Annotated in this window: 19 protein-coding genes; 9 read left to right on the top strand and 10 right to left on the bottom strand. The window is 46.8% G+C overall.

The window, feature by feature from the left end:
- Positions 1 to 144: 144 nt before the first annotated feature.
- The 5 genes from ACRD6K_RS09245 (at position 145) to ACRD6K_RS09225 (ending at position 9,725) form a co-directional block, all read left to right on the top strand.
- Positions 145 to 3,516 carry a SusC/RagA family TonB-linked outer membrane protein gene (locus tag ACRD6K_RS09245; protein WP_430973016.1) on the top strand — a complete coding sequence of 1,124 codons (3,372 nt, stop codon included), beginning with the start codon at positions 145 to 147 and terminating at the stop codon, positions 3,514 to 3,516.
- A 12-nt stretch (positions 3,517 to 3,528) separates the two neighbouring features.
- The gene (locus ACRD6K_RS09240) at positions 3,529 to 5,367 is read left to right on the top strand and encodes a RagB/SusD family nutrient uptake outer membrane protein (RefSeq protein WP_430973015.1); all 1,839 of its coding nucleotides are present in this window, start codon (positions 3,529 to 3,531) and stop codon (positions 5,365 to 5,367) included.
- Between the two features lie 74 nt (positions 5,368 to 5,441).
- Positions 5,442 to 7,286, top strand: coding sequence for an outer membrane protein assembly factor BamB family protein (locus tag ACRD6K_RS09235; protein ID WP_430973014.1), 1,845 nt, complete (start codon positions 5,442 to 5,444; stop codon positions 7,284 to 7,286).
- 114 nt (positions 7,287 to 7,400) lie between these two features.
- Entirely contained in the window at positions 7,401 to 8,573 is a 1,173-nt protein-coding gene (locus ACRD6K_RS09230; protein ID WP_430973013.1) for a C40 family peptidase, read from the top strand.
- A 6-nt stretch (positions 8,574 to 8,579) separates the two neighbouring features.
- Complete coding sequence (locus ACRD6K_RS09225; protein WP_430973012.1) at positions 8,580 to 9,725, top strand: dipeptide epimerase; 1,146 nt, start codon at positions 8,580 to 8,582, stop codon at positions 9,723 to 9,725.
- A 161-nt stretch (positions 9,726 to 9,886) separates the two neighbouring features.
- Here the strand turns inward: ACRD6K_RS09225 and ACRD6K_RS09220 are convergent, their stop codons facing one another.
- Positions 9,887 to 10,657, bottom strand: a complete 771-nt coding sequence (locus ACRD6K_RS09220; protein ID WP_430973011.1) for a hypothetical protein — start codon at positions 10,655 to 10,657, stop codon at positions 9,887 to 9,889.
- A gap of 603 nt (positions 10,658 to 11,260) precedes the next feature.
- Between ACRD6K_RS09220 and ACRD6K_RS09215 the strand changes: the two genes are divergently transcribed.
- The gene (locus tag ACRD6K_RS09215; protein ID WP_430973010.1) at positions 11,261 to 11,998 is read left to right on the top strand and encodes a DUF6261 family protein; all 738 of its coding nucleotides are present in this window, start codon (positions 11,261 to 11,263) and stop codon (positions 11,996 to 11,998) included.
- Positions 11,999 to 12,132: 134 nt separating this feature from the next.
- On the opposite strand, the gene ACRD6K_RS09210 is transcribed toward ACRD6K_RS09215, so the two are convergent.
- On the bottom strand, positions 12,133 to 12,489 hold the full coding sequence (locus tag ACRD6K_RS09210) for an MliC family protein (RefSeq protein ID WP_430973009.1): 357 nt from the start codon (positions 12,487 to 12,489) through the stop codon (positions 12,133 to 12,135).
- 779 nt (positions 12,490 to 13,268) lie between these two features.
- Complete coding sequence (locus tag ACRD6K_RS09205; RefSeq protein WP_430973008.1) at positions 13,269 to 14,243, bottom strand: polyprenyl synthetase family protein; 975 nt, start codon at positions 14,241 to 14,243, stop codon at positions 13,269 to 13,271.
- A gap of 207 nt (positions 14,244 to 14,450) precedes the next feature.
- Between ACRD6K_RS09205 and ACRD6K_RS09200 the strand changes: the two genes are divergently transcribed.
- The 3 genes from ACRD6K_RS09200 to polA all read left to right on the top strand — a co-directional run bounded on the left by ACRD6K_RS09200 (position 14,451) and on the right by polA (position 18,097).
- Complete coding sequence (locus ACRD6K_RS09200) at positions 14,451 to 14,756, top strand: ArsR/SmtB family transcription factor (RefSeq protein WP_299578549.1); 306 nt, start codon at positions 14,451 to 14,453, stop codon at positions 14,754 to 14,756.
- A 96-nt stretch (positions 14,757 to 14,852) separates the two neighbouring features.
- The gene (locus ACRD6K_RS09195) at positions 14,853 to 15,302 is read left to right on the top strand and encodes a 6-pyruvoyl trahydropterin synthase family protein (RefSeq protein WP_299578550.1); all 450 of its coding nucleotides are present in this window, start codon (positions 14,853 to 14,855) and stop codon (positions 15,300 to 15,302) included.
- 11 nt (positions 15,303 to 15,313) lie between these two features.
- Positions 15,314 to 18,097 carry a DNA polymerase I gene (gene polA / locus ACRD6K_RS09190; RefSeq protein WP_430973007.1) on the top strand — a complete coding sequence of 928 codons (2,784 nt, stop codon included), beginning with the start codon at positions 15,314 to 15,316 and terminating at the stop codon, positions 18,095 to 18,097.
- Between the two features lie 47 nt (positions 18,098 to 18,144).
- On the opposite strand, the gene ACRD6K_RS09185 is transcribed toward polA, so the two are convergent.
- The 7 genes from ACRD6K_RS09185 to ACRD6K_RS09155 all read right to left on the bottom strand — a co-directional run bounded on the left by ACRD6K_RS09185 (position 18,145) and on the right by ACRD6K_RS09155 (position 25,141).
- Complete coding sequence (locus ACRD6K_RS09185) at positions 18,145 to 18,285, bottom strand: hypothetical protein (RefSeq protein WP_299578552.1); 141 nt, start codon at positions 18,283 to 18,285, stop codon at positions 18,145 to 18,147.
- Between the two features lie 116 nt (positions 18,286 to 18,401).
- On the bottom strand, positions 18,402 to 18,752 hold the full coding sequence (locus ACRD6K_RS09180; protein WP_299578553.1) for a hypothetical protein: 351 nt from the start codon (positions 18,750 to 18,752) through the stop codon (positions 18,402 to 18,404).
- Positions 18,753 to 18,915: 163 nt separating this feature from the next.
- The gene (locus tag ACRD6K_RS09175; RefSeq protein ID WP_299578554.1) at positions 18,916 to 19,101 is read right to left on the bottom strand and encodes a YgaP family membrane protein; all 186 of its coding nucleotides are present in this window, start codon (positions 19,099 to 19,101) and stop codon (positions 18,916 to 18,918) included.
- 18 nt (positions 19,102 to 19,119) lie between these two features.
- The gene (locus ACRD6K_RS09170; RefSeq protein WP_299578555.1) at positions 19,120 to 19,434 is read right to left on the bottom strand and encodes a hypothetical protein; all 315 of its coding nucleotides are present in this window, start codon (positions 19,432 to 19,434) and stop codon (positions 19,120 to 19,122) included.
- Positions 19,431 to 22,694 carry an efflux RND transporter permease subunit gene (locus ACRD6K_RS09165; RefSeq protein WP_430973006.1) on the bottom strand — a complete coding sequence of 1,088 codons (3,264 nt, stop codon included), beginning with the start codon at positions 22,692 to 22,694 and terminating at the stop codon, positions 19,431 to 19,433. The genes ACRD6K_RS09170 and ACRD6K_RS09165 overlap by 4 nt, the downstream gene beginning before the upstream one ends.
- 9 nt (positions 22,695 to 22,703) lie before the next feature.
- On the bottom strand, positions 22,704 to 23,795 hold the full coding sequence (locus ACRD6K_RS09160) for an efflux RND transporter periplasmic adaptor subunit (RefSeq protein ID WP_430973005.1): 1,092 nt from the start codon (positions 23,793 to 23,795) through the stop codon (positions 22,704 to 22,706).
- Positions 23,796 to 23,809: 14 nt separating this feature from the next.
- A complete protein-coding gene (locus ACRD6K_RS09155; RefSeq protein WP_430973004.1) occupies positions 23,810 to 25,141 on the bottom strand; it encodes a TolC family protein in 1,332 nt (443 codons plus the stop codon).
- Positions 25,142 to 25,235: the final 94 nt, after the last annotated feature.

Below are 25,235 nucleotides of genomic sequence, written 5' to 3'. Positions count from 1 at the left end.
GAAGTTGATTTTGTGTCGTCCTGACTGATTAGCATCTTTATTTAAAGTGCTCACTATATGATCCTTGTCTTATGTGCTCTACTAAACTATTAATCTTAGGAATTATTCTTCTGATTACATTAACTTTTCAAAATCTCTTGTATTATGAAAAAAAGCTTATTACTTATCTTTCTTCTGTGTTTGGTGATACAGCTCACCCAGGCACAAACCCGGTCGATTAGTGGAGAAGTCCGCAGCAAATCGACCAACGAACCTCTTCCCGGCGTATCGTTGGTGGTAAAAGGAACCACCCAGGGTACGGTGACTGACGTTGATGGTCGGTATAGCCTTTCTGTGCAGCAAGGTGCAGTTCTTCAAGTTAGCTTTATTGGAATGCAACCGCAGGAAGTTACGGTTGGCAATGCTTCAACGATCAATATTGAATTAGAAGCTTCAGTTGAGGATTTGACTGAAGTTGTGGTAGTGGGCTATGGCACACAAAAGAAAGCGAACCTTACCGGTGCTGTTGCTTCGGTGGATACCAAGGTGTTGGAAGCAAGACCCATTGCCGATGTCGGGCGTGGATTGCAGGGATCGACTCCTGGGTTGAACGTGGTTGTTCCCAGTGGAGAGGTTGGTTCTGACCCGATTTTGAAAATTCGTGGACAACTTGGTTCTTTAGAAGGAGGTTCATCCCCTTTGATTTTGCTGGATAACGTAGAAATTCCTTCCATTCAATTGGTTAATCCTGATGATATTGAATCGATTTCTATTTTGAAAGATGCCGCTTCAGCTTCAATTTACGGATCAAAAGGGGCTTTTGGAGTTATTCTTATTAACACCAAAAAGGGAGCCAAAACGGAAAGCGTTAATGTTTCATATTCCGGCAACCTGTCCTTCCAGAATATTTCGAAGAAAATAGAAATGGCCGGAGTTGATGCTTTGGAGTACTCGGTGCTGGCCATGGAGCGTGTTGGTGCCACTTCAATAGGAGCTTTCTGGAAAGTAACCAGAGATAGTTATGAAAAGGCCAAAGCTTGGGAAGAAACGTGGGGAGATCAAGTAGGAACAGGTGATCCGATGCTATATGGACGCGATTGGTATGTTGATGCGGATAACCGCAAATTGGGACTTCGTACCTATGATCCGTACGACTACATGATTAAGGAGTGGACACCTACGCAGCAACATAACTTGTCGGTGAGTGGTAAATCAGGAGCTACGGATTACAACATTGGTTTTGGTTACCTGGATCAAACAGGTATGCTGAAGCCAGCCAAAGAGGATGGTTTTAAACGTTACAATGGCTCGGTGCGTGTTGGTACGCAAGTGAATAGCTTTCTGAAGGTCCATGGAGGAACAATCTTTTCCAAGCGGGTTAAGCGTTATCCGTTTGCCACAGCTTCAACAACTGCTGACCCTTGGTTGTATCTTTACCGTTGGAGCCCAATCTATCCGCTCTCTACGGAAGACGGAGATCCCATCCGGAGCCCGGTTTCAGAAGTGCAACAGGCCAATACGGCTTTCCAGGAAACCAATTATACCAGCTTAAACGGAGGTTTTGTTTTAACTCCGCTTGAAGATTGGAATATCAATTTCGATTACACACATGCCAATGAGGAATACATCAACAAAAATCCGGGAACACGCTATACGGCCCGCAACAGCTGGTCGGCAGGAATTCCTAAGTATGATGAAAGCGGAAACCGGATTTATGTGAATGATGCCGGGCAACCCGTTTCTTCAACTGCTCCGGGAGCTATGGCCGCCTACGAATTGAATATGATGACCTATACAGGTGTGGGCTCAAACCCTGACCGGGTTTACCGCTATGCCCGAAACCGGAAATGGAATACCATCAATTTAAGTACCACTTATGATTTGGATATTAATGAGATCCATGCCTTCAACTTCATGTTGGGTTTGAACCGTGTGGGCTATGAATTGGGGTCAAACTACTCGCAACGCCTGGAACTGGTGGATTATGAGAATCCGCAGTTTGATTTGGCAACCGGGACACAAACGGCAGGCGGAAGTGAATATTGGGAGTCTCAACTCGGATTTTTCGGGCGTGTAAACTATAATTTCAAGGAAAAATATTTGTTTGAAGCTAACCTTCGCTACGACGGAACTTCCAAATTTCCTTCTTACCTGCAATGGCAGTGGTTCCCTTCATTTTCTGCCGGATGGCGTGTAAGTGAAGAACCTTGGATGGAGGCCCTGCAGCCAGCGCTTAGCTCGTTGAAATTTAGGGGATCCTGGGGATCAATCGGTGACCAGTCGGTCAGCAACTCCTTGTACATTCCAACGATGAGTGGCGGTTACAACAGTTGGGTAATTAGTGGCGCACGGCTTTATGAATTCGGCACCCCAACATCGGTGTCTTCTTCCATTACCTGGCAGGATATTACAACACTCGACCTGGGCTTCGATGCTCGTTTTGTTGACAATAAACTTGGCCTTACCTTCGACTGGTATCGTCGCGATACGGAAAACATGATTGTGCCTCAGGAAGGTTTGCCGGTAACTTACGGAACCAGTGCTCCTAAAGGCAATTTTGGTTCACTCCGAACCAATGGTTTCGAAGTCCAGCTGGATTACAACCACCGGTTTAAAAATGGCCTGGGCATTAACGTAGTTGCAACTCTGGCCGATGCCAAAACGAAAATTACCAAGTATGGATCAACTACCAGTATCAACTCTTGGTATGTTGGAAAAACCTACGGCGAAATTTGGGGCTACGAGACCGACCGGCTGTACCAGAAAGATGACTTTGTGTATGATAGCAACGGAGACCTGGTCACTACGGTAACAGAAGATGGTTATACGATTAATCAGCTGTCGGACTCAGAAGCGGCAACGCAAGGCTATATCCAATCGGGTAACTTCCGGTTTGGCCCTGGCGATGTGAAATTTAAAGACCTGAATGGTGATGGTGAAATTAATGCAGGAAATCGCTTAACAGATGATCACGGAGATCTGAAAGTGATTGGAAACAGCACTCCTCGCTACGAATATGGTTTGCGCTTGGGCGCTGACTATAAAGGATTCGACTTGTCTGTATTTATTCAGGGAGTAGGCAAACGCGATGTATGGGGAAGTGGCTTCCTGGCTATCCCCGGATTTCAAGCCTCTGACGGTGCTATGCCGCTGGCCATTGCCGGCGATTTCTGGAGAGAAGACCGGACCGATGCGTTCTACCCGGCTCCCTATAACCTGGCTGGGAGCAGCACTTCTTTAAACATGGTTCCGCAAAGCCGCTACTTGCTTGACATGTCTTACCTAAGGGTGAAAAATATTACGGTTGGTTACAGCCTTCCGGAGAACCTGGTGAGCAAAATGTATCTGAAAAGCCTGCGCGTTTATGTGGCGCTGGAAAACTTCTTCACCAAGGATAACTTGCGTGATCTGCCGATTGATCCGGAAGAAATTGCCGGTTATTCCATGTGGAACAGTTCGAACTACAATTTGGGCCGTACCGGAGTGGGTACGCCTACCTTTAAAAGTGCGTCGGTTGGCGTTCAGTTGAACTTCTAAAACGAAACAGTTATGAAAAAACAGATATTACTTATTTTACCCTTGGTTATACTTGTGCTGGGAGCCTGTGATGATTTCCTGGATAGGTCTTCCTTAACCGAGATGAACGATGATACCTACTGGACAACAGAGAACAACCTCCGATTATTCTCCAATGGCTTTTACTCCAACTATTTTGTGGGGTACAACTCGGGATGGGGAAGTGCCTATGCGCCATTACGTGGTTACTATTTTTCAGATGATTTCTCATCCACCGGCAAGCTGGGGAGCTTTGAAACTCAGGCGCCTTCTTCCCGGGCTGATGATGACGAGGTAGTATCGATGATGAATAGCTACGCCGGGCCTACCTGGAACTTTGCCTGGGTGCGTAAAGCCAATGTCTTTATGGAGCGAATTGCAGCGATGCAGGAAGCCGGAGTTGAGCTGAGCGAAGAGACTTTCCAGCATTGGACTGCTGCAGCTCGTTTCTTCCGGGGATTTGAATACAGCCGGCTGGTGAGTGTGTTTGGCGATGTGCCTTACTATGGCGAAGTGATCAATGATTCGAACCTGGATGAGCTATACAAGGACCGGGACGACCGGACCTTTGTGATGGATCAGGTTTATGATGATTTTGTGTATGTGATGGATAATATGCGTACTTCGGACGGTAATGCACAATACCTGAACCGTTACATTGCGGCGAGTTTCATTTCGCGCCTGATGTTGTTTGAAGGAACCTGGCAGAAATACCACCTGAACAATACGGAAAAAGCAAGCAAGTATCTGGAGCTGGCTGCTGATGCTGCCGACTTTGTCATGTCTTCCGGTATGTATTCTTTTACAAGCGATTTCCGTTCTTTGTTTGGATCTCAGGATTTGGCCGGGAATAAAGAAGTGATCCTGTTCCGGCATTACGATGCTTCAATTGGGATTACTCACCATGTTGCATCCTATTCCAACCTAACAGAAGGACAGTATAATGCGCCTAACCTTTCTTTGGCCAAAGCATTTATCTGTACCGATGGCAAGCCGTATCAGCTGTCGGCAGTTCCCAATGCCGATGAACTCAGCATTCAAAATCTGGCAGCCACGCGCGATCCTCGTTTTGAAGCTACTTTTTGGGATGCGCCCAAAAAAGAGTCGAGCACCTTGCTGTATGCTTGCAAGTTTATTGATCGGGTAGGGGTTACTTATTATGGATCAACTTATCCTTCGATGTATGGATCAAACACCAACACCAATGATGCGCCTGTGATGCGTTTGGGTGAAGTGGTTTTAAACTGGATTGAAGCCAAAGCAGAGCTTGCAACCATGGGAGGAGCAGCGGTTACTCAAGCCGACTTGGATGTGTCGATTAATGCAATTCGCAGTCGTCCATTGGACGCAGTAGCCATTGAGAAGGGCATTCAGCAAACTGCACCACTACTTCTGGCCGAGTTGCCTGATGACCCGGCAAGAGATGCTGATGTGTCAGCACTGATTTGGGAAATTCGCCGCGAACGCCGAATGGAGTTTGTCTATGAGCATTCGCGCCTGCTGGATATTAAGCGCTGGAATAAGATCGACTATATGAGTGGTGCCGATAATCCGGATATTCTTCGCGGCCCTTGGATTGATTTTGAAGCCGATTTCCCTGAGTGGCTGGTTGAAGAAAAAGAAGGTGTTCTGCGTGTTGAAACAGCTGATGGAACTGTTGTAACCTACAATGGCTCCAACGCGGCCGAGATGGTTGGCTACTATGTTCCTGAGAATGTTTCAGACCGCGATCCTTTTACTGACCGGGTTTACCTGGCTCCTGTGGGCAATGCCCAGATCAGTGAGTATATGGATAAAGGATACACCCTGAGTCAAACTCCGGGTTGGGAATAAGCGATTAAAAGAACTTTGAAAGACTCACTGGATTTTTCATCCGGTGGGTCTTTCTTTTGATAAAGCCAATTGAAATGATGAAGCGAATTTATTTTCTGTTGCTGCTCTGTCTGACTACGGTTTTTAGCTGGGCGCAAGCACTGCATTTTGCACATATTACGGATACGCATATTGGAGGAACCAACGCTGCAGAAGACCTGGAACGAACAGTGGACGACATTAACCGGCAGGATAGCCTTGATTTTGTGATTCTATCCGGTGATATTACCGAGTTTGGATCTGATGACGAACTGGAGCTGGCTAAGCGTATTTTGGATAAGCTGACTAAACCCTGGTACATCGTGCCGGGCAATCACGACTCGAAATGGTCGGAAAGTGGGAACAACAGCTTTGTGGAGGTGTTTGGCTGCGAAGAGTTTGCTTTTGAACAAGGAGGATATTTGTTTATCGGTACAGCCAGTGGCCCAAACATGCGCATGGCACCCGGTTTGGTGCCGCGCGAGCAAGTGGTGTTTCTGGATTCGGTTTTGACGAATATGGCCAGGCCGGATCAGCCCATTATTTCGATTAACCATTACCCACTCAACGAATCACTTTCCAATTGGCATGTTTTAATCGATAAATTCAAAACCCGCAATATTCAGGCAACACTTTTGGGGCACGGGCATCAGAATAAATTGTACAATTTTGAAGGAATCCCGGGAGTTATGAGCCGCTCGAATTTGCGTGCCCAAAGCGATACCGGCGGCTATAATATAGCAACCATTACGCGCGATACCTTGTTTTATGCCGAACGTACGCCGGGAGGTAAAACACATCCTGTATGGTGTTGGGTGCCTCTTCAAAATCATTATTTCAGTAAGGATACGACTTCTTACCCGCGGCCAGACTATATGTCTAATCAGCAATTATCAAGGGTGAAAAGCCGTTGGGAAATTCAGGATGACAGCGACATAGGGACGGGGCTTAGCCGATCAGAGAATTATGCCGTGTATGGCACAACATCCGGTAAAATTGTAGCGCGTGACATTCGAAACGGGAAGCTTATCTGGAGCTTTTCTACCGGAGGCAAGGTATACTCCACTCCGGACATTGCGCAAAACAGGGTTGTGTGTGCTTCCACTGACCAGAAGATTTACTGTTTAAACCTGAAAACGGGGAAACAGGAATGGGCATTTTCCACGGGCAAAGGAATTGTGGCCTCTCCGGCCATTGACGGTAAGTCTGTTTTTATTGGCTCTTCCGAAGGAGTTTTTCGGTCGATCGATCTGATGACAGGTGAACTGAACTGGCAGTTTGACCAAGTGAGAAACTTTGTGGAGTGCCGTCCGCTGGTTTATCAAAACCGGGTTTATTTTGGCTCGTGGGGCAATACTTTCTATGCCTTGGATGCCCTGACTGGGAAGCTGATCTGGAAGCGGGAGAAATACACTAATCGCATGTTATCGCCGGCGGTTGTATGGCCTGTTGCAGCCAACAATAAAATCTTTATTGTGGCTCCCGACCGCCGCATGACTGCCCTGAATGCCGAAACAGGTGAGGAAATCTGGGACTCGGGCGAATACAGTTGTCGCGAGTCTATTGGGATTTCGGAGGATGGCCAGTGGGTGTACATCAAAAGCATGTACGAAGGCAATGTGAATGCTTTTTATACGGCTGCTGATACCCAGGAGCTGGCTTGGGAATGCCAGGCAGATTTGGGCTACGAAATAGCCCCTTCACCCATCACGGAGGATGGAAATGTGGTGTTTGTGCCTACTACGGAAGGAGTGGTTTGCGCCATCGATAAAACGAGCCACCAGGTGCTTTGGAAGTACAAAGTGTCGCATGCCTTGATTAACCATGTGCTGCCTGTGGGAAAAAACCGGGTATTGGTTTCGGTGCTTGACGGCAAGGTCGCTTGTTTAGAATACGATTAGGCTAAGCTGACACCGAGTACGTACCTTACGCACCGCTGGGGCTGCAAAGGCTTTGTTTTCTTAAAGCAGAGGGTGTAACTTTAAGGGAGTCTGAGAATAACTTAAGAATTTGAAATGACTAAAATGCTGCGTTTCGTTTTCCTTTGGATTGTCTGCCTGGGTATTGGGGCAGGTTGCATGGTTGAGCCGTTAAAGGAGCCGGTTAACCGGATAGTGCTGAATGTGGACAAGCACTTTGTGCCTGATCATCGGGTGGCGGTGTTCGAGGTAGAAGCCCGGCAGGAAGCGGGGCAGGTGGTCCTTCGTGGTAAAACCAATGTTGTTGAGGCGCATCGGGCGCTTCTGGACAGCCTGGAAGTGCTGGGACTCTCGGTGATTGACTCGCTGAAGCAGCTTCCGGCTGCTGAGTTGGGCGAGCACACCTGGGCGGTAACAAACCTGTCGGTTAGCCCCATTCGGAAACGACCTTCTTTTGCTGCTGAAATGGTTTCGCAGGCAATTATGGGCACCCCGGTTGCTTTGCTCGACCGGAAGGGCAGCTGGTACCTGATTCAAACGCCCGACCAGTATGTGGGCTGGATAACGGGAAGCAGCTTACAACGACTAACAAACAAGGAATTAAAGGCCGGGATCAAGAGCACCCGCCTCGTTTTTACGGAAATTAGCGGAACGGTTTATAGCGATGCGGATGAATTGAGCGACCCGGTGTCCGACTTGGTGCTGGGATGTATGGTGAAGGGCCTTGGCAAGCAAAACGGTTATTGGCAGGTTGAATTGCCCGATGGACGCCAGGGCTTTGTCAAAATAGCTGACTGGATGACCTTTGAACAATGGGCCGTTGATCAGCCGCAGGTTGAGGCGGTTATAGCTACCGCCAAAAGCTTGTTGGGGCGGCCTTATCTATGGGGCGGCACCTCCGCTAAAGGCGTCGATTGCTCGGGACTGATCAAGACCGCCTACTTGTCGCAAGGCCTTATTCTGGCCCGCGATGCTTCGCAACAAGCCCGCTATGGCCAAGTTTTGCCATTGACGGATTCCACGCGTTTTGAGCCGGGCGATCTGTTGTTTTTTGGGGCCAGTAAAGAGCGGATTACCCATGTCGCTTTGTACCTGGAGAATGACCACTATATTCATGCGTCCGGAAGGGTGAAAATCAATAGTCTGAACCCGGAGCATGCCAATTTTGATGCGGCGCGAAAAGATGATCTGGTTTCCGCATGCCGGGTATTCAATGCCTTGGGAACAACGCAAATTACCCTTGTCAGGGATCATCCCTGGTATAACTGAACAATTATGAAACACAACCGACGGAATTTTATTCGTACCACCGGATTGGCTACCGTTTTGGGGCTGTCCGGATTTAAAACAGCAGCGACCATGAATCCAAAGAAGAACCAATCCGTTGCCCGGGGCTTGCAATTGCGCTTTAAGCCTTTTGAGTTGACGCTGAAGCATGCGTTTACCCTGGCAGGAAGTTCACGCATAACCACGCCGGTGATGCTGACGGAGCTGGAGTATGATGGTGTTACAGGCTACGGCGAAGCTTCCATGCCCCCGTATTTGGGTGAAAGTCATGAAACAGCCACCCGCTTTTTAGCCTCGCTCGATTTGGCGCAGTTTAAAGACCCTTTTCAGGTGGAAAAGATACTGGACTATGTGGATGAGGCAGCAGCAGGAAATTGTGCCGCCAAAGCCTCGGTGGATATCGCTTTGCATGATCTGCTCGGGAAGTTGATGGGGCGGCCCTGGTATAAAATCTGGGGTTACGATCCGGCGCTGACACCCAATACTTCATTTACCATTGGGATTGACAGCCGCGAGGTGGTTCTCCAGAAGGTGAAGGAGGCGGCACCCTATAAAATTCTGAAAGTGAAGCTGGGGCGCGACAACGATAAGGCGATGATTGAAACCATCCGTGAAGTGACGGACGTGCCCTTGTGTGTGGATGTGAACCAAGGCTGGCACGACCGGCAAGCTGCCTTGGATATGATCTATTGGCTGAAGGAAAAAGGGGTGGTCTTTGTTGAGCAGCCGATGCCCAAAACGGCGCTGGACGATATGGCCTGGCTAACGCAGCACAGTCCGCTACCAACCATTGCCGATGAGGCTTTGCAGCGGTTGGATGATGTTCAAAAAGCGCACGGGGTGTATGCCGGCATTAACATCAAGCTGATGAAATGCACGGGAATGCGCGAGGCCCACAAAATGATTAACCTGGCCAAAGCACTCGACCTGAAAGTGATGATGGGCTGCATGACTGAAACTTCCTGCGCCGTATCTGCTGCGGCCCAATTGTCGCCCCGGGTAGACTGGGCCGACCTGGATGGCAACCTCCTTATCGCCAACGATCCCTTTGAAGGTGTTCAGGTGGTGGATGGTAAGGTGGTCTTGAATGACTGGCCGGGCATTGGGGTGAAACTTAAGGATTCGTCTTTGTAACGAGGGCTTGAATTAAAAAGGCTAGGGCATAGGCACAGGCGAAGAGAAAGCCATTCGTTCAGTCTTGGTTCTTGGCTTCCTTTCTTTGCGCCTTTGCGGTTAAAAGAATGTTTTCTAGCTCAAAAGCCTCGTCGGCCAACCGAACCGCCCTACCCAGAGCGTCATTCTGAACTTGTTTCAGAATCGTGCGGCAGCGGGAGGTGAGAGGCGCTTCCCGGCTTTTCTAGCAGGGACCTTCTACTTGATTGGCGATAGTGTCTTTCTATCTTTTTTTGATTTTTTATTATTCGGTCTAATCGTACTGCTATTGAGTCAATTTGAGCTTGATTTATTTTTAAAGGTTTACCTTGATTTTCTATTGATGCAAGTAAACCGAATAGTCCCATTAGAAATGCCACAATAATTGCAGCTATTGATATTCTCACGTTTATTCTAAATCGCTTTTCTTCTTTGGTTTTAAATTTATTCTTTTCAAAGAGCCTCAGTTCTTCCGTACTTACAATTAATGAATCTCGATAATTTATAAAGGAATTAATAATGAAATCATTGTCAAAATTATACCTGCCAGCTTGTGCACCTTGGGTTTTAAATTGATGTATCGAATCGGATTCACCAATTAACCGGGAGTCTGGATGCTTATTTGACAAAGTGTAAGTAACAATATACCCCTCCTTTTCCAAATATGTCAAAAGCGTAAAAAGTGTATTGATAAAGTATATTCGTTTAAAAAAGAAATCTTCAAGCTCTTTTTCTCCTGCACCACTTAACAATTCTGAGTTTAGTGCTGTCGCAGTAACGACTCTTGTTATTTTATTAACCTCAATGATCATCTCTTTAGCAATACAGCCTAACAAGCCTGTAAGCATATTGCCCGACTTATGAGCATTTATATTCTTAATAATTTCTTTTTCTATTTTCGATAAGTTTCTCATAATTTTTCTGACATTACCGCAACGTATGTATGTGCGACACTTATATCTTATTAATAGTTACTCAACGCTCCCGTGTACTTGCTTCGCCTGTTTAAAGCTAACCAGTAGTGCCACACTATCTAATTCAACCTCAGCAAGAGCCAATTTAGCAAAACAAACTGATCATAAGCTCACTTTTTCAAAAGTTTTTGAGTCATTTTCATTTTTTGGGGTGCTGGCTGAGGCTCAGAAAAGTTGCCTGAGGTTCAGTTCTGCTCAGCCGAGGCTCAGCTGGCTTGTTTTTTATTGAGTTCTGTCCAGCTGAGGCTCAGCCGGGCTGTTTTTGTTCCGGTTTTGCTTAGCTGAGGCTCAGCCAGCTTGTTTTTGTTTCAGTTCTGCTCAGCTGAGGCTCAGCCAGGGTGTTTTTAATTGGTTTGGGCTTAGCTGAGGCTCGGCCGGAGTCAAAAAATGGCAAGTCGGCTAAGCCGTGGTTTGCATCGGGTGTTTGGCTTGATTTTCAGTAGAAAAGGCAGCTTTAAAAAGGCAATTTATCAGTAGAAATGTTTTTTATTTCATCAGAAGGTCATAACTTGTAGTTAATTATAAACATAAAACGACCTAACGATGAAACATTTTCTAGAATCTTTGCGCGTTTCTGCGCTTTCGAACCTCGAAGCAGGCCAATTAGTTAACCGGCACTTAGCCGATTTGGGAACGATTGATCAGGCCCTGATGACCGATGGGCCATTTAACAACTACATGAGTAAGTTAAGTGATCATAGTGATTTGTTCGAGAAGGCCATGGCACAGATCAGGGCGAGTGAAATAACCCTGAATATTGCCAATGCCGATACCAAACGCGATAAGTCGAACCAGGCCTGCCGGCGATGTTTGGCCCTTTATGCCCTTTCGGACGACCCGGAGGAAGTGGCTGCCAGCCGTAGCCTGAACCTGATTTTCAAAAACTTTAGAAATTTGCCCAACCTGAATTACGAAGCCGAAACGATTGCCATTGACAAATTGATCAGCGATTTAGAAGAACCAACGGCTGCGGCGCATGTCAGTACCCTAAACATGGAGCGCTATATTACGCGTTTAAAGGCCGACAATGAAGCTTTTAAAGTGTTGTTTGGTCAGCGTATTCAAACCGAAGCCCAAACGGAAGATTACGATATGAAGATCATCCGCCGGGAAACCTTTCAAACCTATCGGGATTTCTGCAATTACGTGTTGGCCATGGCTAAGGCCCAAGGCACTCCGTTGTTTGAAGAGGCCCTGGATTTAATCAACGCCGGACGAAATTACTACGCGAATATGTTAGCCCGCCGAAATCCGAAAGAAGAAGCCTTAAGTCCGAACTAATAAGGTGAAATATCCTCATTTTCTATGAAAATAAACCCGCCGGTTCTCACTGGTGGGTTTGTTTTTTGGTAATCGCTGCATCGGCTCGGGCTTATCCTTCCTTTGTATGTTTCTAAAGGTTATCGCTCCTTGCTCTAGTTGTCCTGATGTTCGAAAATCAGTTTCCCATCTTTCCTAAATTGTATGTCGTTGCCTTTCCCTCTCAATTCAAATCTGTCATTTGCATACCAAATACCAGATGCCGCTCTTTTTCTGATAAGCTCTGTCTTTTCTCCCTCAAAATCTACGGTTACAATATCTTTTGCATTGTCAAAAGTCATTTTAAGTGTGTTGCCATTTTTATCAGTCAGTGATTGGCTTATGATGTTTTCCGAATCCGTTGTTATTGTTTCGGTTTTTGTTTTTCCTGGGTTTTCTTTAATTGTTTTTTGATTGCAAGCTGTCATTAATACCATTGCAACTAAAGCGATTGTCAAAAATTGTTTTGTCATCTTTTTCTTTTTACTAATTAAACTTAATCTTTTGGGGGCTTTCTCCAATTACTGCTTATGGGTTCCTGCTAAGGCTAGTTTGAAACGCCACACAATCTAATTCAGCGGCAGCAAGAGGCAAGATAGCAAAACAAGCTGATCATAAGCCTGCTTTTTCAAAAGTTTTTGAGTCATTTTCATTTTTTGGGGTGCTCGCTGAGGCTCAGCCGTAGTCTTGCATCGGAACTCATGTTTCTGAGTACCTTACTTTGCGGTTAACAGCGTGTTTTTTAGCTCGAAAGCCTCGTAGTCCAACCAAACCGCCCCAACCGGAGCGTCATTCTGAACTTGTTTCAGAATCTTGGTTTCCTGTTGCATCAAGCCCAATTGTTGCTCCCGCGCGATTGTATCGCGTGGTTAAGGCTAGCTGGAAATACCACACGATACAATCGTGCGGTAGCGGGGAGGCTCAGCCGTAGTCTTGCATCTGAACTCATGTTTCTGAGTACCTTGCTTTGCGGTTAACAGCGTGTTTTTTAGCTCGAAAGCCTCCTAGGCCGTCCTTTTCACCTGGCGGTGAAGTTGGGGAGTTAGGTTTTGCTAGCTTCGTGCCTTCTTTTCTTCGCGGTTCTCTTTGCGCCTTTGCGGTTAGGAAAAATGTATTTCAATTCAGAAGACTCGCTGGCCGCTCCTTGTTTTTGGAAGATAAGGCGCAGGCATAGGCGAAGGGAAAGCCATCTGTTCTGTCTTGGCTCTTCAAATCCAGCAATCCGAAAATCCAAAAAACCGATTGTGCGACCCTACTTTTTTCGGGTAGTTACGTAGTTTACCAGCTCGATCAGCGCGGTGCGGGAGTCCGATTCTGGGAATTCGTTGATGGCCGTAATGGCGCGGTCGCGGTAGTAATTCATTTGCTCGGTGGCATAATCCAGTCCGCCGCGTTCCACCACCAGCTTAACCAGTTCCTGCACCTTGGCGGTGTTTTTGTTTTTGCGCTTCACCTCGTGCAAAATCCGGCGTTTTTCCTTGTCGTCCGAGTTACTCAGCACATAAAGCAAGGGGAGAGTAATCTTCTTCTCCTTGATGTCATTTCCGGTGGGTTTGCCCAGCAAGCCCTTGGCCTGGTAGTCGAAAATATCATCCTTAATCTGGAAGGCAATTCCCGCGTCAATTCCAATCCGGAACATTTTTTCAACCACCGTTTCGTCGTCGGTAACCGAAGCAGCCCCAATAGCCATACTGGTGGCAATCAGCGAAGCGGTTTTCTTTTCAATAATTTCGAAGTAGGTATCGTAATCAATATCGAGTTTGCGGCTTTTGCGCATCTGTAAAATCTCGCCTTCGCTCATGTCTTTAACCGAACGGCTGATTAAATGCAGGAAATTGTATTTTTTGTTGTCGATGTTCAGCAGCATGCCTTTGGCCAGAATGTAGTCGCCCACCAGCACGGCCAGTTTGTTCTTCCACAACGCATTGATGGAGAAGCTTCCGCGTCGCTCATACGATTCGTCCACCACATCGTCGTGCACCAGGGTGGCGGTGTGCAAAAGCTCAATGGATGAGGCCGCCATGTTGGTGGATTCATTGAAGTCACCATTCATTTTGGCCGCCAGAAAAACGAACATCGGGCGCATTTGCTTGCCCTTCTTTCGCAAAAGGTAATTGATGATGAGTGATAAAAAGGGGATATCACTTTGGATTGTTGCCTTGAAGTAATCTTCAAAGGCTTCCAACTCAGTTTGTATGGGGGCTTTAATGATATCCAAAGAAGTCATCTGTTTGATTTTGGAACGGTTCAAAAATAGTAAATTAATTAAGTTTTTGCTTGAATGTCTCCGTCTAACACAAATTTCAACTGGATTTGTTCATGGCTGGCTGGCTGAGGGATATTTGTATTCTTTCTAAAATGGGGCTATTCCGAAACTTTTATTTCACTTGAATATTAAATATTTATATATTTGCATTTGTAATTAGAAAACAACATGATAAAGATTCAGGAAATAGACCCCGACCGGTTGGAAATGGCCGCCAATATGCTGAAAGCAATTGCACATCCCATGCGGATTGCCATATTGAAACACCTGGAAGGAGGCAAGAAATTGACCGTTACGCAAATTCATGAGCTTTTGGGGATTGAACAATCCACGACTTCCCATCATTTGGGTATCTTGAAAGATAAAGGTGTTTTGTGTTCACGTCGTGAAGGTAAAAACACGTTTTACTACCTGAAACATGATGTGTTAAGCCAGGTGGTGGATTGCCTGGAACGCTGTACTTGCGGAGAATAATGGATGAAAACTACGATAGTTTAAAAGCCGGCGGAAAGCCGGCTTTTTTCGTTTATTGACTGGAAGTTCTTAATTTCGCGGCATTAATATTTATCGATGACAAAAATCAGAGTAAGCAAGCAATTTGGGTTTGAAATGTCTCATGCCCTGACCAATTACGATGGGCTGTGCAGTAACCTGCACGGGCATTCTTATAAGCTGCAGGTGACCATTATGGGAGAACCATTGTACAAGGCAGGCGACCCCAAAGACGGGATGGTAATGGATTTTAGTGTGTTGAAAAAGCTGGTTGAAAAGCATATTGTCGAGCCCTTGGATCACTCCATCATGCTCAACAATGTGGCGGCCCACAATAAGCTAAGCGAGCTGGGCGAGCTGTATAGGCGGCAGCACTTGGTTAATTTTCAGCCAACAACGGAAAATATGGTTATTTTTATTGCTGATAAGCTTAAGCATATTTTGCCTGAACATCTTGAATTATTTAGTGTTCGGCTGTATGAAACCAAGAACTCGTTTGCCGAGTGGTTCGCTTCCGATAACCCTTAAAAAATAGCAACATGCCTGAACAGAATGAACAAAATAACCGACTTTTTCTACTCGATGCCTACGCGTTGATTTACCGTTCGTATTTCGCGTTCATCAAAAATCCGCGCTTCAACTCGAAGGGGCTAAACACTTCTACCATGCTGGGGTTTGTCAACTCGCTGGAGCAGTTGCTGAACAAGGAAAACCCCACGCACATTGCCGTGGTTTTCGATGTGCATGCGCCCACTTTCCGGCACGAGCTGTTTGATGAATACAAAGGCACGCGTGATGAGATGCCCGAAGACATTCGCAAAGCCATTCCCTGGGTTCGGAAGATTATTGAAGCCTATAACATTCCGATTCTGGAAAAAGAAGGTTTTGAAGCCGACGATGTGATTGGCACCCTGGCCAAGAAAGGCGAAAAAGCCGGTTACCAGGTTTTTATGATGACTCCGGACAAGGATTATGCGCAACTGGTTTCCGACAATATTTTCATGTATAAACCCGGACGTGCCGGTAACGATGTGGAAGTGTGGGGAGTGGAGCAAGTGAAGGAGAAGTTTGAGGTTGAAACACCGGAGCAGGTAATCGATATTCTGGGCCTGATGGGCGACTCGGCCGATAACATTCCCGGATGCCCTGGTATTGGCCCGAAAACGGCCATGAAACTCATTTCGGCCTATCATTCCATCGACGGCATTTACGAGCACATTAACGAGCTGAAAGGGAAGCAGAAGGAAAACCTGGAGAACCATGAAGAGCAGGTGCGCCTGTCGCGTAAGCTGGCCACCATTGTGCTGGATGTTCCGGTTGACTTTGATGAAAAGTCACTGACCAAAGATGCTCCTAACTTGGAGGTGCTGCGCGATATCTACAACGAGCTGGAGTTTCGTACGATGGCTCAAAAGCTGGGGGTACCCGAAAAGCCGGCTCAGGCCAGTTTTGAACAAGGAACCTTGTTTGGCGGAAGCCAAGGCACCGAACCGGTTATGCGAAAAGACTTAAACAATCTTGAGAATACGCCGCACCAGTATTTCCTGGTTGAAAATGCGATGCAACGGGCCAGCCTCCGCGCTGAGTTATCGGTACAGGAAGAGTTTTGTTTCGACACGGAAACCACCGGGCTGGACACCCATTCGGCTGAGCTGGTATGTTTGTCGTTTGCCTTTAAAAAAGGGGAAGCTTACTGTGTAACGCTGCCGCGCAAACGCGAAGAAGCCCAAAAGGTGGTGGAAGAATTCCGCCTGGTTTTTGAGGATGAAAACGTGCGTAAAATCGGGCAAAACATCAAGTACGATATCCTGATGCTGAAACATTATGGGGTAGAGGTTCGCGGTCCGCTTTACGATACCATGATAGCGCATTACCTTATTCAGCCCGAATTGCGGCACAACCTCGATTATCTGTGCGAGACTTACCTGGGCTACCAGAAGGTGGAAACCGAAAGCCTGATTGGCAAGAAAGGGAAGAAGCAACAAACCATGCGTCAGGTGCCGGTGGACAAGCTGAAAGACTATGCCTGCGAAGATGCTGACCTGACCTTGCAGCTGAAGCTGGCCCTCGATCCGGATTTGGATAAAACGGGTGTTCGCCCGGTTTTCGAAGAAATTGAAATGCCACTTATTCCGGTTTTGGCCGACATGGAAATGACCGGAGTAAGCCTGAATACGAAAGAGCTGGATGTGTTTGCAGATCAATTACGCACGCAAATCATTGCGCTCGAAAAAGAAATTATTGAACTGGCTGGCGAAGAATTTAATGTTTCGTCGCCCAAGCAGCTGGGGCCCATTTTGTTTGAGAAACTGAACATTGTGAGCAAGGCCAAAAAGACCAAATCCAAGCAATATTCAACTTCCGAAGAGGTGTTGAGTAAGCTGGTGGATAAACACCCGATTGTTCCAAAAATTTTGGAGTTCAGAGGATTGAAAAAGCTGCTTTCGACGTATGTAGAAGCTTTGCCGCTGCTGGTCAATCCGAAAACCGGCAGACTGCATACCAGCTACAATCAGGCCATTGCAGCTACCGGACGCTTGAGTTCGACCAACCCCAACCTTCAGAATATTCCGATCCGGGATGAAAACGGCCGCGAAATTCGTCGGGCTTTTACGGCCTCGGATGAGAACCACCTGTTTTTGTCGGCTGACTACTCGCAAATTGAGTTGCGGATTATGGCGGCCCTCAGTAAAGATGAGCATTTGCTGGAAGCTTTCCGGAACCAGCAGGATGTGCATGCGGCTACGGCTGCCAAAATCTACAAGGTGCCGCTGGAAGAGGTGACTTCGGATATGCGCAGGAAAGCCAAGACCGCCAACTTTGGGATTATCTACGGAATTTCTGCCTTTGGCTTGTCCGAACGGTTGAACATTTCGCGTAGTGAGGCCAAAGAGCTGATTGATGGCTACTTCGAGAACTTCTCAAGGGTGAAGGAATTTATGGATGAAAGTATCCAGCTGGCGCGCGATAAAGGGTATGTGGAAACCATTCGCGGACGCCGCCGCTACCTGAAAGATATTGAGTCGGCCAATGCCGTGGTGCGTGGTGTGGCTGAACGAAACGCCATCAATGCGCCTATTCAGGGCTCAGCAGCCGATATCATCAAGCTGGCTATGATCAACATCTGGAAAGTGCTGAATGCGCAAAATCTGAAGGCTAAAATGACCTTACAGGTGCATGATGAATTGAACTTCGATGTTCCGAAAGACGAGCTGGAGCAAGTGAAGAAGATTGTAAAAGAGCAAATGGAGCACGCTGTTGACATTGGGCTGCCACTCACAGTTGAAATGGATGCCGCTTCAAACTGGATGGAAGCGCACTAGATAAAATCAAACGAGACGATCGCCGCAGCAATCGTCTCGTTTTTGTTTTAGCCGATCAGGCCAAAGTATTGCATGATGACTTTTAGTAGAACCAGAGCGGTAATAAGACCCACCATTCCGATTCCAAACCAGATGAAATCCTTATTTGATTTTTTCTCTACTTCGGGTGTTTTATTTTGCTTTTCCATGTCAATTTGTATTAAACGATTAAACTTAGGGTGATCTCTTCAGGAGATCAGATTACTTGTTCCTGAACGTTGAATAACCACTCAGGAGGCAGGGGTGTACATGTGGAAAAGAAAGACTAACACCGCAAGGCATGTTCGCGAATAAAGAGCGGAACAGGGGCCTCATAGTCAATTAATAAGAAGGTTAAACGGATGGTGTTTCGAAAGCTGAATCCTCGGGGAACGCGCTGTGTTGGAAACAGGGAACGAACAAAGGGTTTCAGGTTTTCAGCAGTCGTCTGACCGCTGCTACTTTCCTGGTTGAACAGGAACAAGGGCGGCATGCCCGGTAACTGAATAGCAGCCTGATGTTCAACAAAAGCGATATGATTGCGGGCCACCGATGGGGTGGGATGTTCGGAAGTGGTAACTGCCAACAGGTAGATACCCAAAGCAAAAAACAGCAATCGAATCAGTTGTTTAATCATCCTGCTAAATTTTGTGCAAATATAGGCATGCTTTCTATTGGTTGTTCTTTGAGCATCAAAAATTTAACCTTCGTTAGCTTTTGGACAAAAATTTCAACTACGAAAGAATGGTTGGAGCAAAAAAAAAGGATTGCAACACTTTGGCTGCAATCCTTTTTCCCATTTATTTTTCGACACCACTCTTTTCCAAAATAAGCTCCAGCGGACAGAACCTGGTGAAGGATGACTGTAGCAGGTTAAGACCTACAAATGCCGTTAGAATCAGCCAGTACTCACTGACAAATACCGCCAACAGAACACTTACTGTGATCATCAAGCCGGCTACGGCCCGTACAATTCGTTCTCTCATTGTGTTTCACTTTTAGGGTTAAACAAATTTCTCGACACCTCCAACAATGTAGGCGTTTATCGGACTCATTTCTTCAATGCTTTGGTTGAACTGATCAATCCGTTCCAGCAGTTGATTGGCTTTGTCGTCGGCCAAAAACATAAAGGAAACCATGTAGTTGTAAGGATTTTTTTGGGCGGCAAACCAATTGGAAAAATCGGTGTTGCCATCTGCCTGTTCCATAAAACCTTCGACATCCATTTCGCTGTACGCGTTAATTTTAATGCTTTTCAGAATTTGCTGCAGCTCCGGATGGTAGGCTTTTACACATTGAATAATTACAAATTTCATCATGACAGTTCATTTAAAGGTTCATTGGATTGATTTTGCTCTTGGTCGCCATTGTCGACGGGCGTTTCGGCTACCGGGTATTTTTTACGCTCGGTCATGTAATAGATCAGCGGCACAATCACCAGGGTCAGGAAGGTGGAAGCAATGGATCCACCCATCAGTGAAATCGCCAGTCCCTGGAAAATGGGGTCAAACAAAATAACCACAGCACCAATCACTACCGTACCTGCAGTCAACAAAATCGGCGTTGTCCGTACTGCTCCGGCTTCAATCACAGCTTCTTTCAGCGGTACACCATCGGCCAGCCTCAAGTTTATAAAGTCGATCAGCAGGATGGCATTTCGGACCATAATCCCGGCTAGTGCGATCAGACCAATCATGGATGTTGCCGTAAAGAAAGCACCCATCAACCAGTGACCGATTAAGATACCCACCAGCGACAACGGGATGGAAATCATCATCACAAACGGCACTTTAAAGTTTTGGAACCAACCAATAATCAACAAATAAATGACAAGCAGGACCACGGCAAAAGCAGTTCCCAAATCACGGAACACTTCGTAGGTAATTTGCCATTCACCATCCCATTTCAGACTGTAATCGTCCTGAACAAAGGGCTGTTCTGTGAATTCCTCACTCAACGTGTACCCTTCGGGAAGCTGAATCTGACCCAGATTTTCCGACATGTCCAGGATGCCATACACCGGGCTTTCCAGTTTTCCGGCAATGTCAGCCGTTACATAAACCACGCGCTTTTGATTTTTGCGGTAAATGCTCTTGTCCTGTAAGCCTTCTTCAATTTCAACCACATCACCCAAGGCGACCATTTGTCCGGTCGGACTCATGATATTTACCTTTTTCAGGTCGTTGATGCCGGAGCGTTCCTGCTCCTTAAAGCGAAGAACAATGCCAATTTGCTCATGTTCCTTTTCCTGGTAAAGCTGAGCGACCTCATGACCACCCAAAGCCATTTGCAGGCTGTGGACCACTTGCTGCGTTGAAAGGCCTAGCAGGGCCGCTTTTTCTTTCAATACATTGAATTTGTATTCGTGCTGGTCGTCTTCCATGTGCCAGTCAATGTCTACAACATCGGCTGTCTGAGCAAACAAATCCTTTACCTGGCTGGCTACTTCCATCTGCCCTTCGTAATCCGGACCGTACACTTCAGCAACCAGGGTTGACATTACGGGAGGACCCGGTGGAACTTCCACAACCTTTACATTGGCCTGGTATTTCTCTGCCAGGCGGTGCAGTTCCGGACGCATCAGTTTGGCAATATCATGACTTTGCAATTTCCGCTCACCTTTGTCGGTCAGGTTTACCTGAATATCGGCTACATTGGATCCGCTTCTCAGGTCATAATGACGAACCAGACCGTTAAAGTTCATGGGCGAAGCCGTACCCACATAGGTTTGGTAGTTCACCACATTTTCCTGTGTGGCAATGTAGGCTGCCAGCTCTTTGGCAACCACAGCCGTACGTTCCAGTGTAGTTCCTTCGGGCATGTCAATAATCACCTGAAACTCGTTTTTGTTGTCGAACGGAAGCATTTTTACAGCCACCATCTTAAAGTAAACCAAGGTTGTTGAACCCAGCAGCAGCACTGTTACACCAATGATAAAGGTCCAGCGTTTCCATGGCGACTCCAACATGGGTCTCATGGTCTTGGCGTAAAGCTTGTAAATCATGCTGTCTTCCAGACGGAATGCTTTTTTCTCGTGGTCATCCTTGTCATCCGTGCGAAGCAAGCGGTAAGCCAGGTACGGTGTAATCGTCAGGGCTACCAGCAGGGAGAATATCATGGCAATGGATGCACCAATGGGCATCGGGCTCATGTAAGGTCCCATCAGTCCGGACACAAATACCATGGGCAGTACCGCCGCAATTACGGTAAAGGTTGCCAAGATGGTCGGGTTGCCAACCTCATCAATGGAACGCAGTGCCGCCTGGATGAACGGTAATTTCTTCATTTTAAAGTGACGGTGCATATTCTCAGCAATAATGATGGAGTCGTCCACCACAATTCCGGTAACAAACACCAGCGCGAACAAGGTAATCCGGTTCAGCGTGTAATCCAGGAAATAGTAGCTGAACATGGTTAAGGCAAAGGTGATGGGAACCGAAAGAAAGACCACCAGACCGCCGCGCCATCCCATGGCCAGCATAACCACAAAGGTTACTGCAACAATGGCTCCTAACAAGTGCATCAACAGCTCGGCTACTTTGTGCGAAGCGGTTTCGCCATAGTTTCGGGTAACATCCACCTGCACATCCTCGGGAATGAGGCTTTTTTCCAGCAGGTCAATTTTTTCCAGAATGGCATCCGATACTTTCATGGCATCGGCCCCACGACGCTTGGCTATGGAGATGGTAACGGCAGGATATTCACCCTGGAATTCGTCTTTTTTCTCATGGATATCGCCAAAGCCAAAATTCACATATTGAACAGGTTCTTGCGGGCCATCCAGCACTTCAGCGACCTGTTTCAGGTACACCGGGCTTCCGTTGTGAATACCAACCACCAGGTTGGCCACATCGTCGGCATTTTTCAAAAATTCACCGGCTTCCACCAGGTACTCCTGATCGTTGCTGTTGAACGAACCGGCATTGAACTGGGTATTGGCCAGCTGAATTTTTTGGGCAATGCTCAATGCATCAACCTGAAAACCGGCCATCTGCTCGTTGTTCAGGACCACACGCACCTGACGTGACCGTCCTCCAATAATTTTGGTTTCCGAAACATCAGTGACTTGTTCTATTTCATTGTTAACCTCCTGCGCAATGCGGCGCAGTTCATAGTCGTCGTAGTTTTCACTCCAGAACGTCAGACCAAGCACGGGAACATCGTCAATCGAACGGGTTTTCACCAAGGGAAGGCTCGTTCCTTTAGGCATTTGGTCCATGTGTTTCATAATCTCGTTGTACATTTTCACCAACGAGCGCTCCACGTCTTCACCCACATAAAACTGAACGATCAGCATCGCTTGTCCGGGCATGGAAGTAGAGTAGACGTATTCAACCCCGGGAATATTGGCCACCACTTTTTCAAGCGGTTGCATTACCCGTGATTCGATTTCTTTAGGGCTGGCCCCGGGGTAGCGGAAGAAAATATCGGCAATGGGAACATCAATTTGAGGTTCCTCTTCCCGCGGGGTAAGGTAAGAGCTGTAAATCCCAATGGCCAAAAAGGCAATCATCAATAGGGGAGTCAGCTTTGAATTTATAAATTGTTTGGCGATACCGCCTGCAAATCCTGTCTTCATGTTTCTTTCTTATTGGGTTACCACTAATGCGCCATCAAACAGTTTTCCGTTTGAAGATTGAATATATGTTTCGCCATCGGCCAGGCCTGAAAGGATTTCGATGGAATCCCTTACGCTTGTACCGGTTTTCACCCAGCGAAGCAAGGCTTGACCGGTTTGTCCCACGGCATACAGCCCAACCAGTTGTCCTTTGGTAACCAAGGCCGACTGAGGAACCAAAATCTGTTGTTGTGTTCCTTTTTCGTAAAATACGGTGGCGTACATGCCGCTGTATAAGTTGGTGGTTTGGTCTGCTTGTTTGTTAATAATTACTTTGGCTTCGAATTGGTTACCGGTGTTGGCCGACGATGGATTGATTTCGGCAATGACTCCATCCAGCTGTTGGTTATTCAGCGCGTTAAACTGTACTTTGACCGGGTCATTGAGCTGTAAGCGGGCAATGTCGGCTTCCGGAATTCGGGCAATCACTTTCCATTGCGAGGGGCTTTCGATGCTCAACAAAGGCATTCCGGGATTGGCCATGTCGCCTTCCTGTACATATTTTCCGGTAATTACCCCACTGTAAGGGGCACGAATGGCCGCATAACGAAGCGATTCTTCCACTTCTTTTTTCATCTGCTGAACAGCTTCCAGGCGCGCTTGGGCCATCCGGTAGTGGGTACGAATGTCATCCATTTCCTTGTCTGATGCACTGTTGGCTGCATACAAGGCTTCAAAGCGTTTCAGGTCTTTTTCGGCACTTTCAAAAGCGGTTGTGGCTTCTACCATGTTGGCTTCCACCTGGGCTTTTTTGGCCAGAATGTCCTGGTTGCGGATTTGCAACAACAAATCGCCTTGTTTTACCTGTTGCCCCGGCTTCACATATATCCGGCTTACCTGTCCCATCATACGGGTACTCAGGTTGGCTATTTTTTCAGCCTCCAGTTTGCCCGAGAAGCTGTGAACGACGGGATAGTCTTTTAACGCAGCAACGGCCAGTTGTGCTTCAACTTTGGTTGGCGAAGTGGTTTGTTTTTGGTCTTTATTGCCACAAGCAGAAACCAGAATTCCTAAGGCAAGGGTTGCTATTAGCGTGGCTTTTTTCATCTTATTTGTTTTCATTGTGGTTATGGCTTTTATTCGTTTATGTCTTTTTCAAGCAGCAATTCCATTTCGAAAACTGCTTGTTTGTAATTATAAATGGATTGGATGTAGTCCAGGTTTTTCTTTGATGCCAGTGCTTCGGCAATTAATAAATCGGTTGTTTTTTCCAGGCCTTGCTCAAAGCGGTTGGTGCGAATGCGTAATGACTCCGCAGCTTGTTCTTTGGCCAGTTTGCTGGAATGAACTTGCTTGAAATTTAGCTCCAGCTTGCGTTTGGCCTGGTTCAGCTGCATTTGGCTTTGAGACAGGTAATCCTGGTATTGGTATTCGGCTTCGTCGAGCTGTGAGCTGGCTTGCTGAACACTTCCAATGTTTTTATAGCCGCTGAACAAGTCCCAGGTTAAGCTGGCACCCACTATGTAATTGTTGGCCGACATGCCTAAAATTTCCCGGTCATTCCATTCGTAGGCACCAAAGGCATTTAAGCGTGGAATGAATTTCATTTTCTCGGAACGTAGTTTGTTTTCTCCTGCTTCAATTTGTTTCTGTATGGCCTTGAGGTCAGAGCGTTGTTCCAGCTGTTCGGCACCCACATTCCAGCTAAACAGCGCAGGTTCGCGGGTCATCGAGTCGGTAAGCAAAATGTTGGTCCCTAGATCCATGCCCAGTAAGTGAGCCAAATACTCAGCGGCTGCTTGCTGCTGGTTCTCGGCTTCATTGAGTTGGTTGCGGCGTTCTTCATATCGAACAGACGCTTCCAAAACATCAGCATGTTTCACAAAACCTTGTGCTTCGTTGTCTTTGGTGAGCTTTAGGGCTTCTTCGGCTACAGCAACGGATTGTTTCAATACCTTTACCGCTGATTGCGCCAGTTCCAGTTGAAAATAAGCTCTTTTGACTTCGTAACGGATTTGTTGATGTGTCCGCTTGCTTTGCAAAGTCATGGCTTCGTACTGGTTTTTGGCAGCCTTGCGGGCGTACAAACCATCAACGTTGAGGATGGGCTGCTGAAGCTCAATTTTGGTACTGTAGTTTTCAATAGCATCCGGATCGTTCAATGTTGCCGGATTAAAATCGGCTTGGTTGACGATCTCCTGTTTCAGTTTGAACCCAAATGACGACAACGGATCGTTGGTTTTTACGCCGGTATGACTAACGGACAAACCGGGTAAAAAGACAGCGTTGGTCATTCGGTAGGTTCCTTGCGCGGCTTTTTGTCTGGCTTCGGCGCTTTTTGCGGCCAGGTTGTTATTTTTAGCCAGTTCCAGCGCCTCATCTAAGCTAAGCGACCTTGTTTGTGCCATGCTTATCAATGGCAGGCCAAGGCTTAGGAACAAAACATAAAGGTGTAATCTCTTTTTCATACTTTTCAGTCGTTATCGATTTCTGATGGGACAAATATAGTATTTTTTCATGCAAGTATATAGAAATGTAGATATGTGAATTATTGAGCATGGT

Origin of the sequence: Sunxiuqinia rutila (assembly GCF_050589705.1) — a bacterium.
GTDB classification, from domain to species: Bacteria; Bacteroidota; Bacteroidia; order Bacteroidales; family Prolixibacteraceae; genus Sunxiuqinia; species Sunxiuqinia rutila.
The sequence above is the reverse complement of the archived record's forward strand: the minus strand, read 5'-3'. Positions and strand labels throughout refer to the sequence as shown.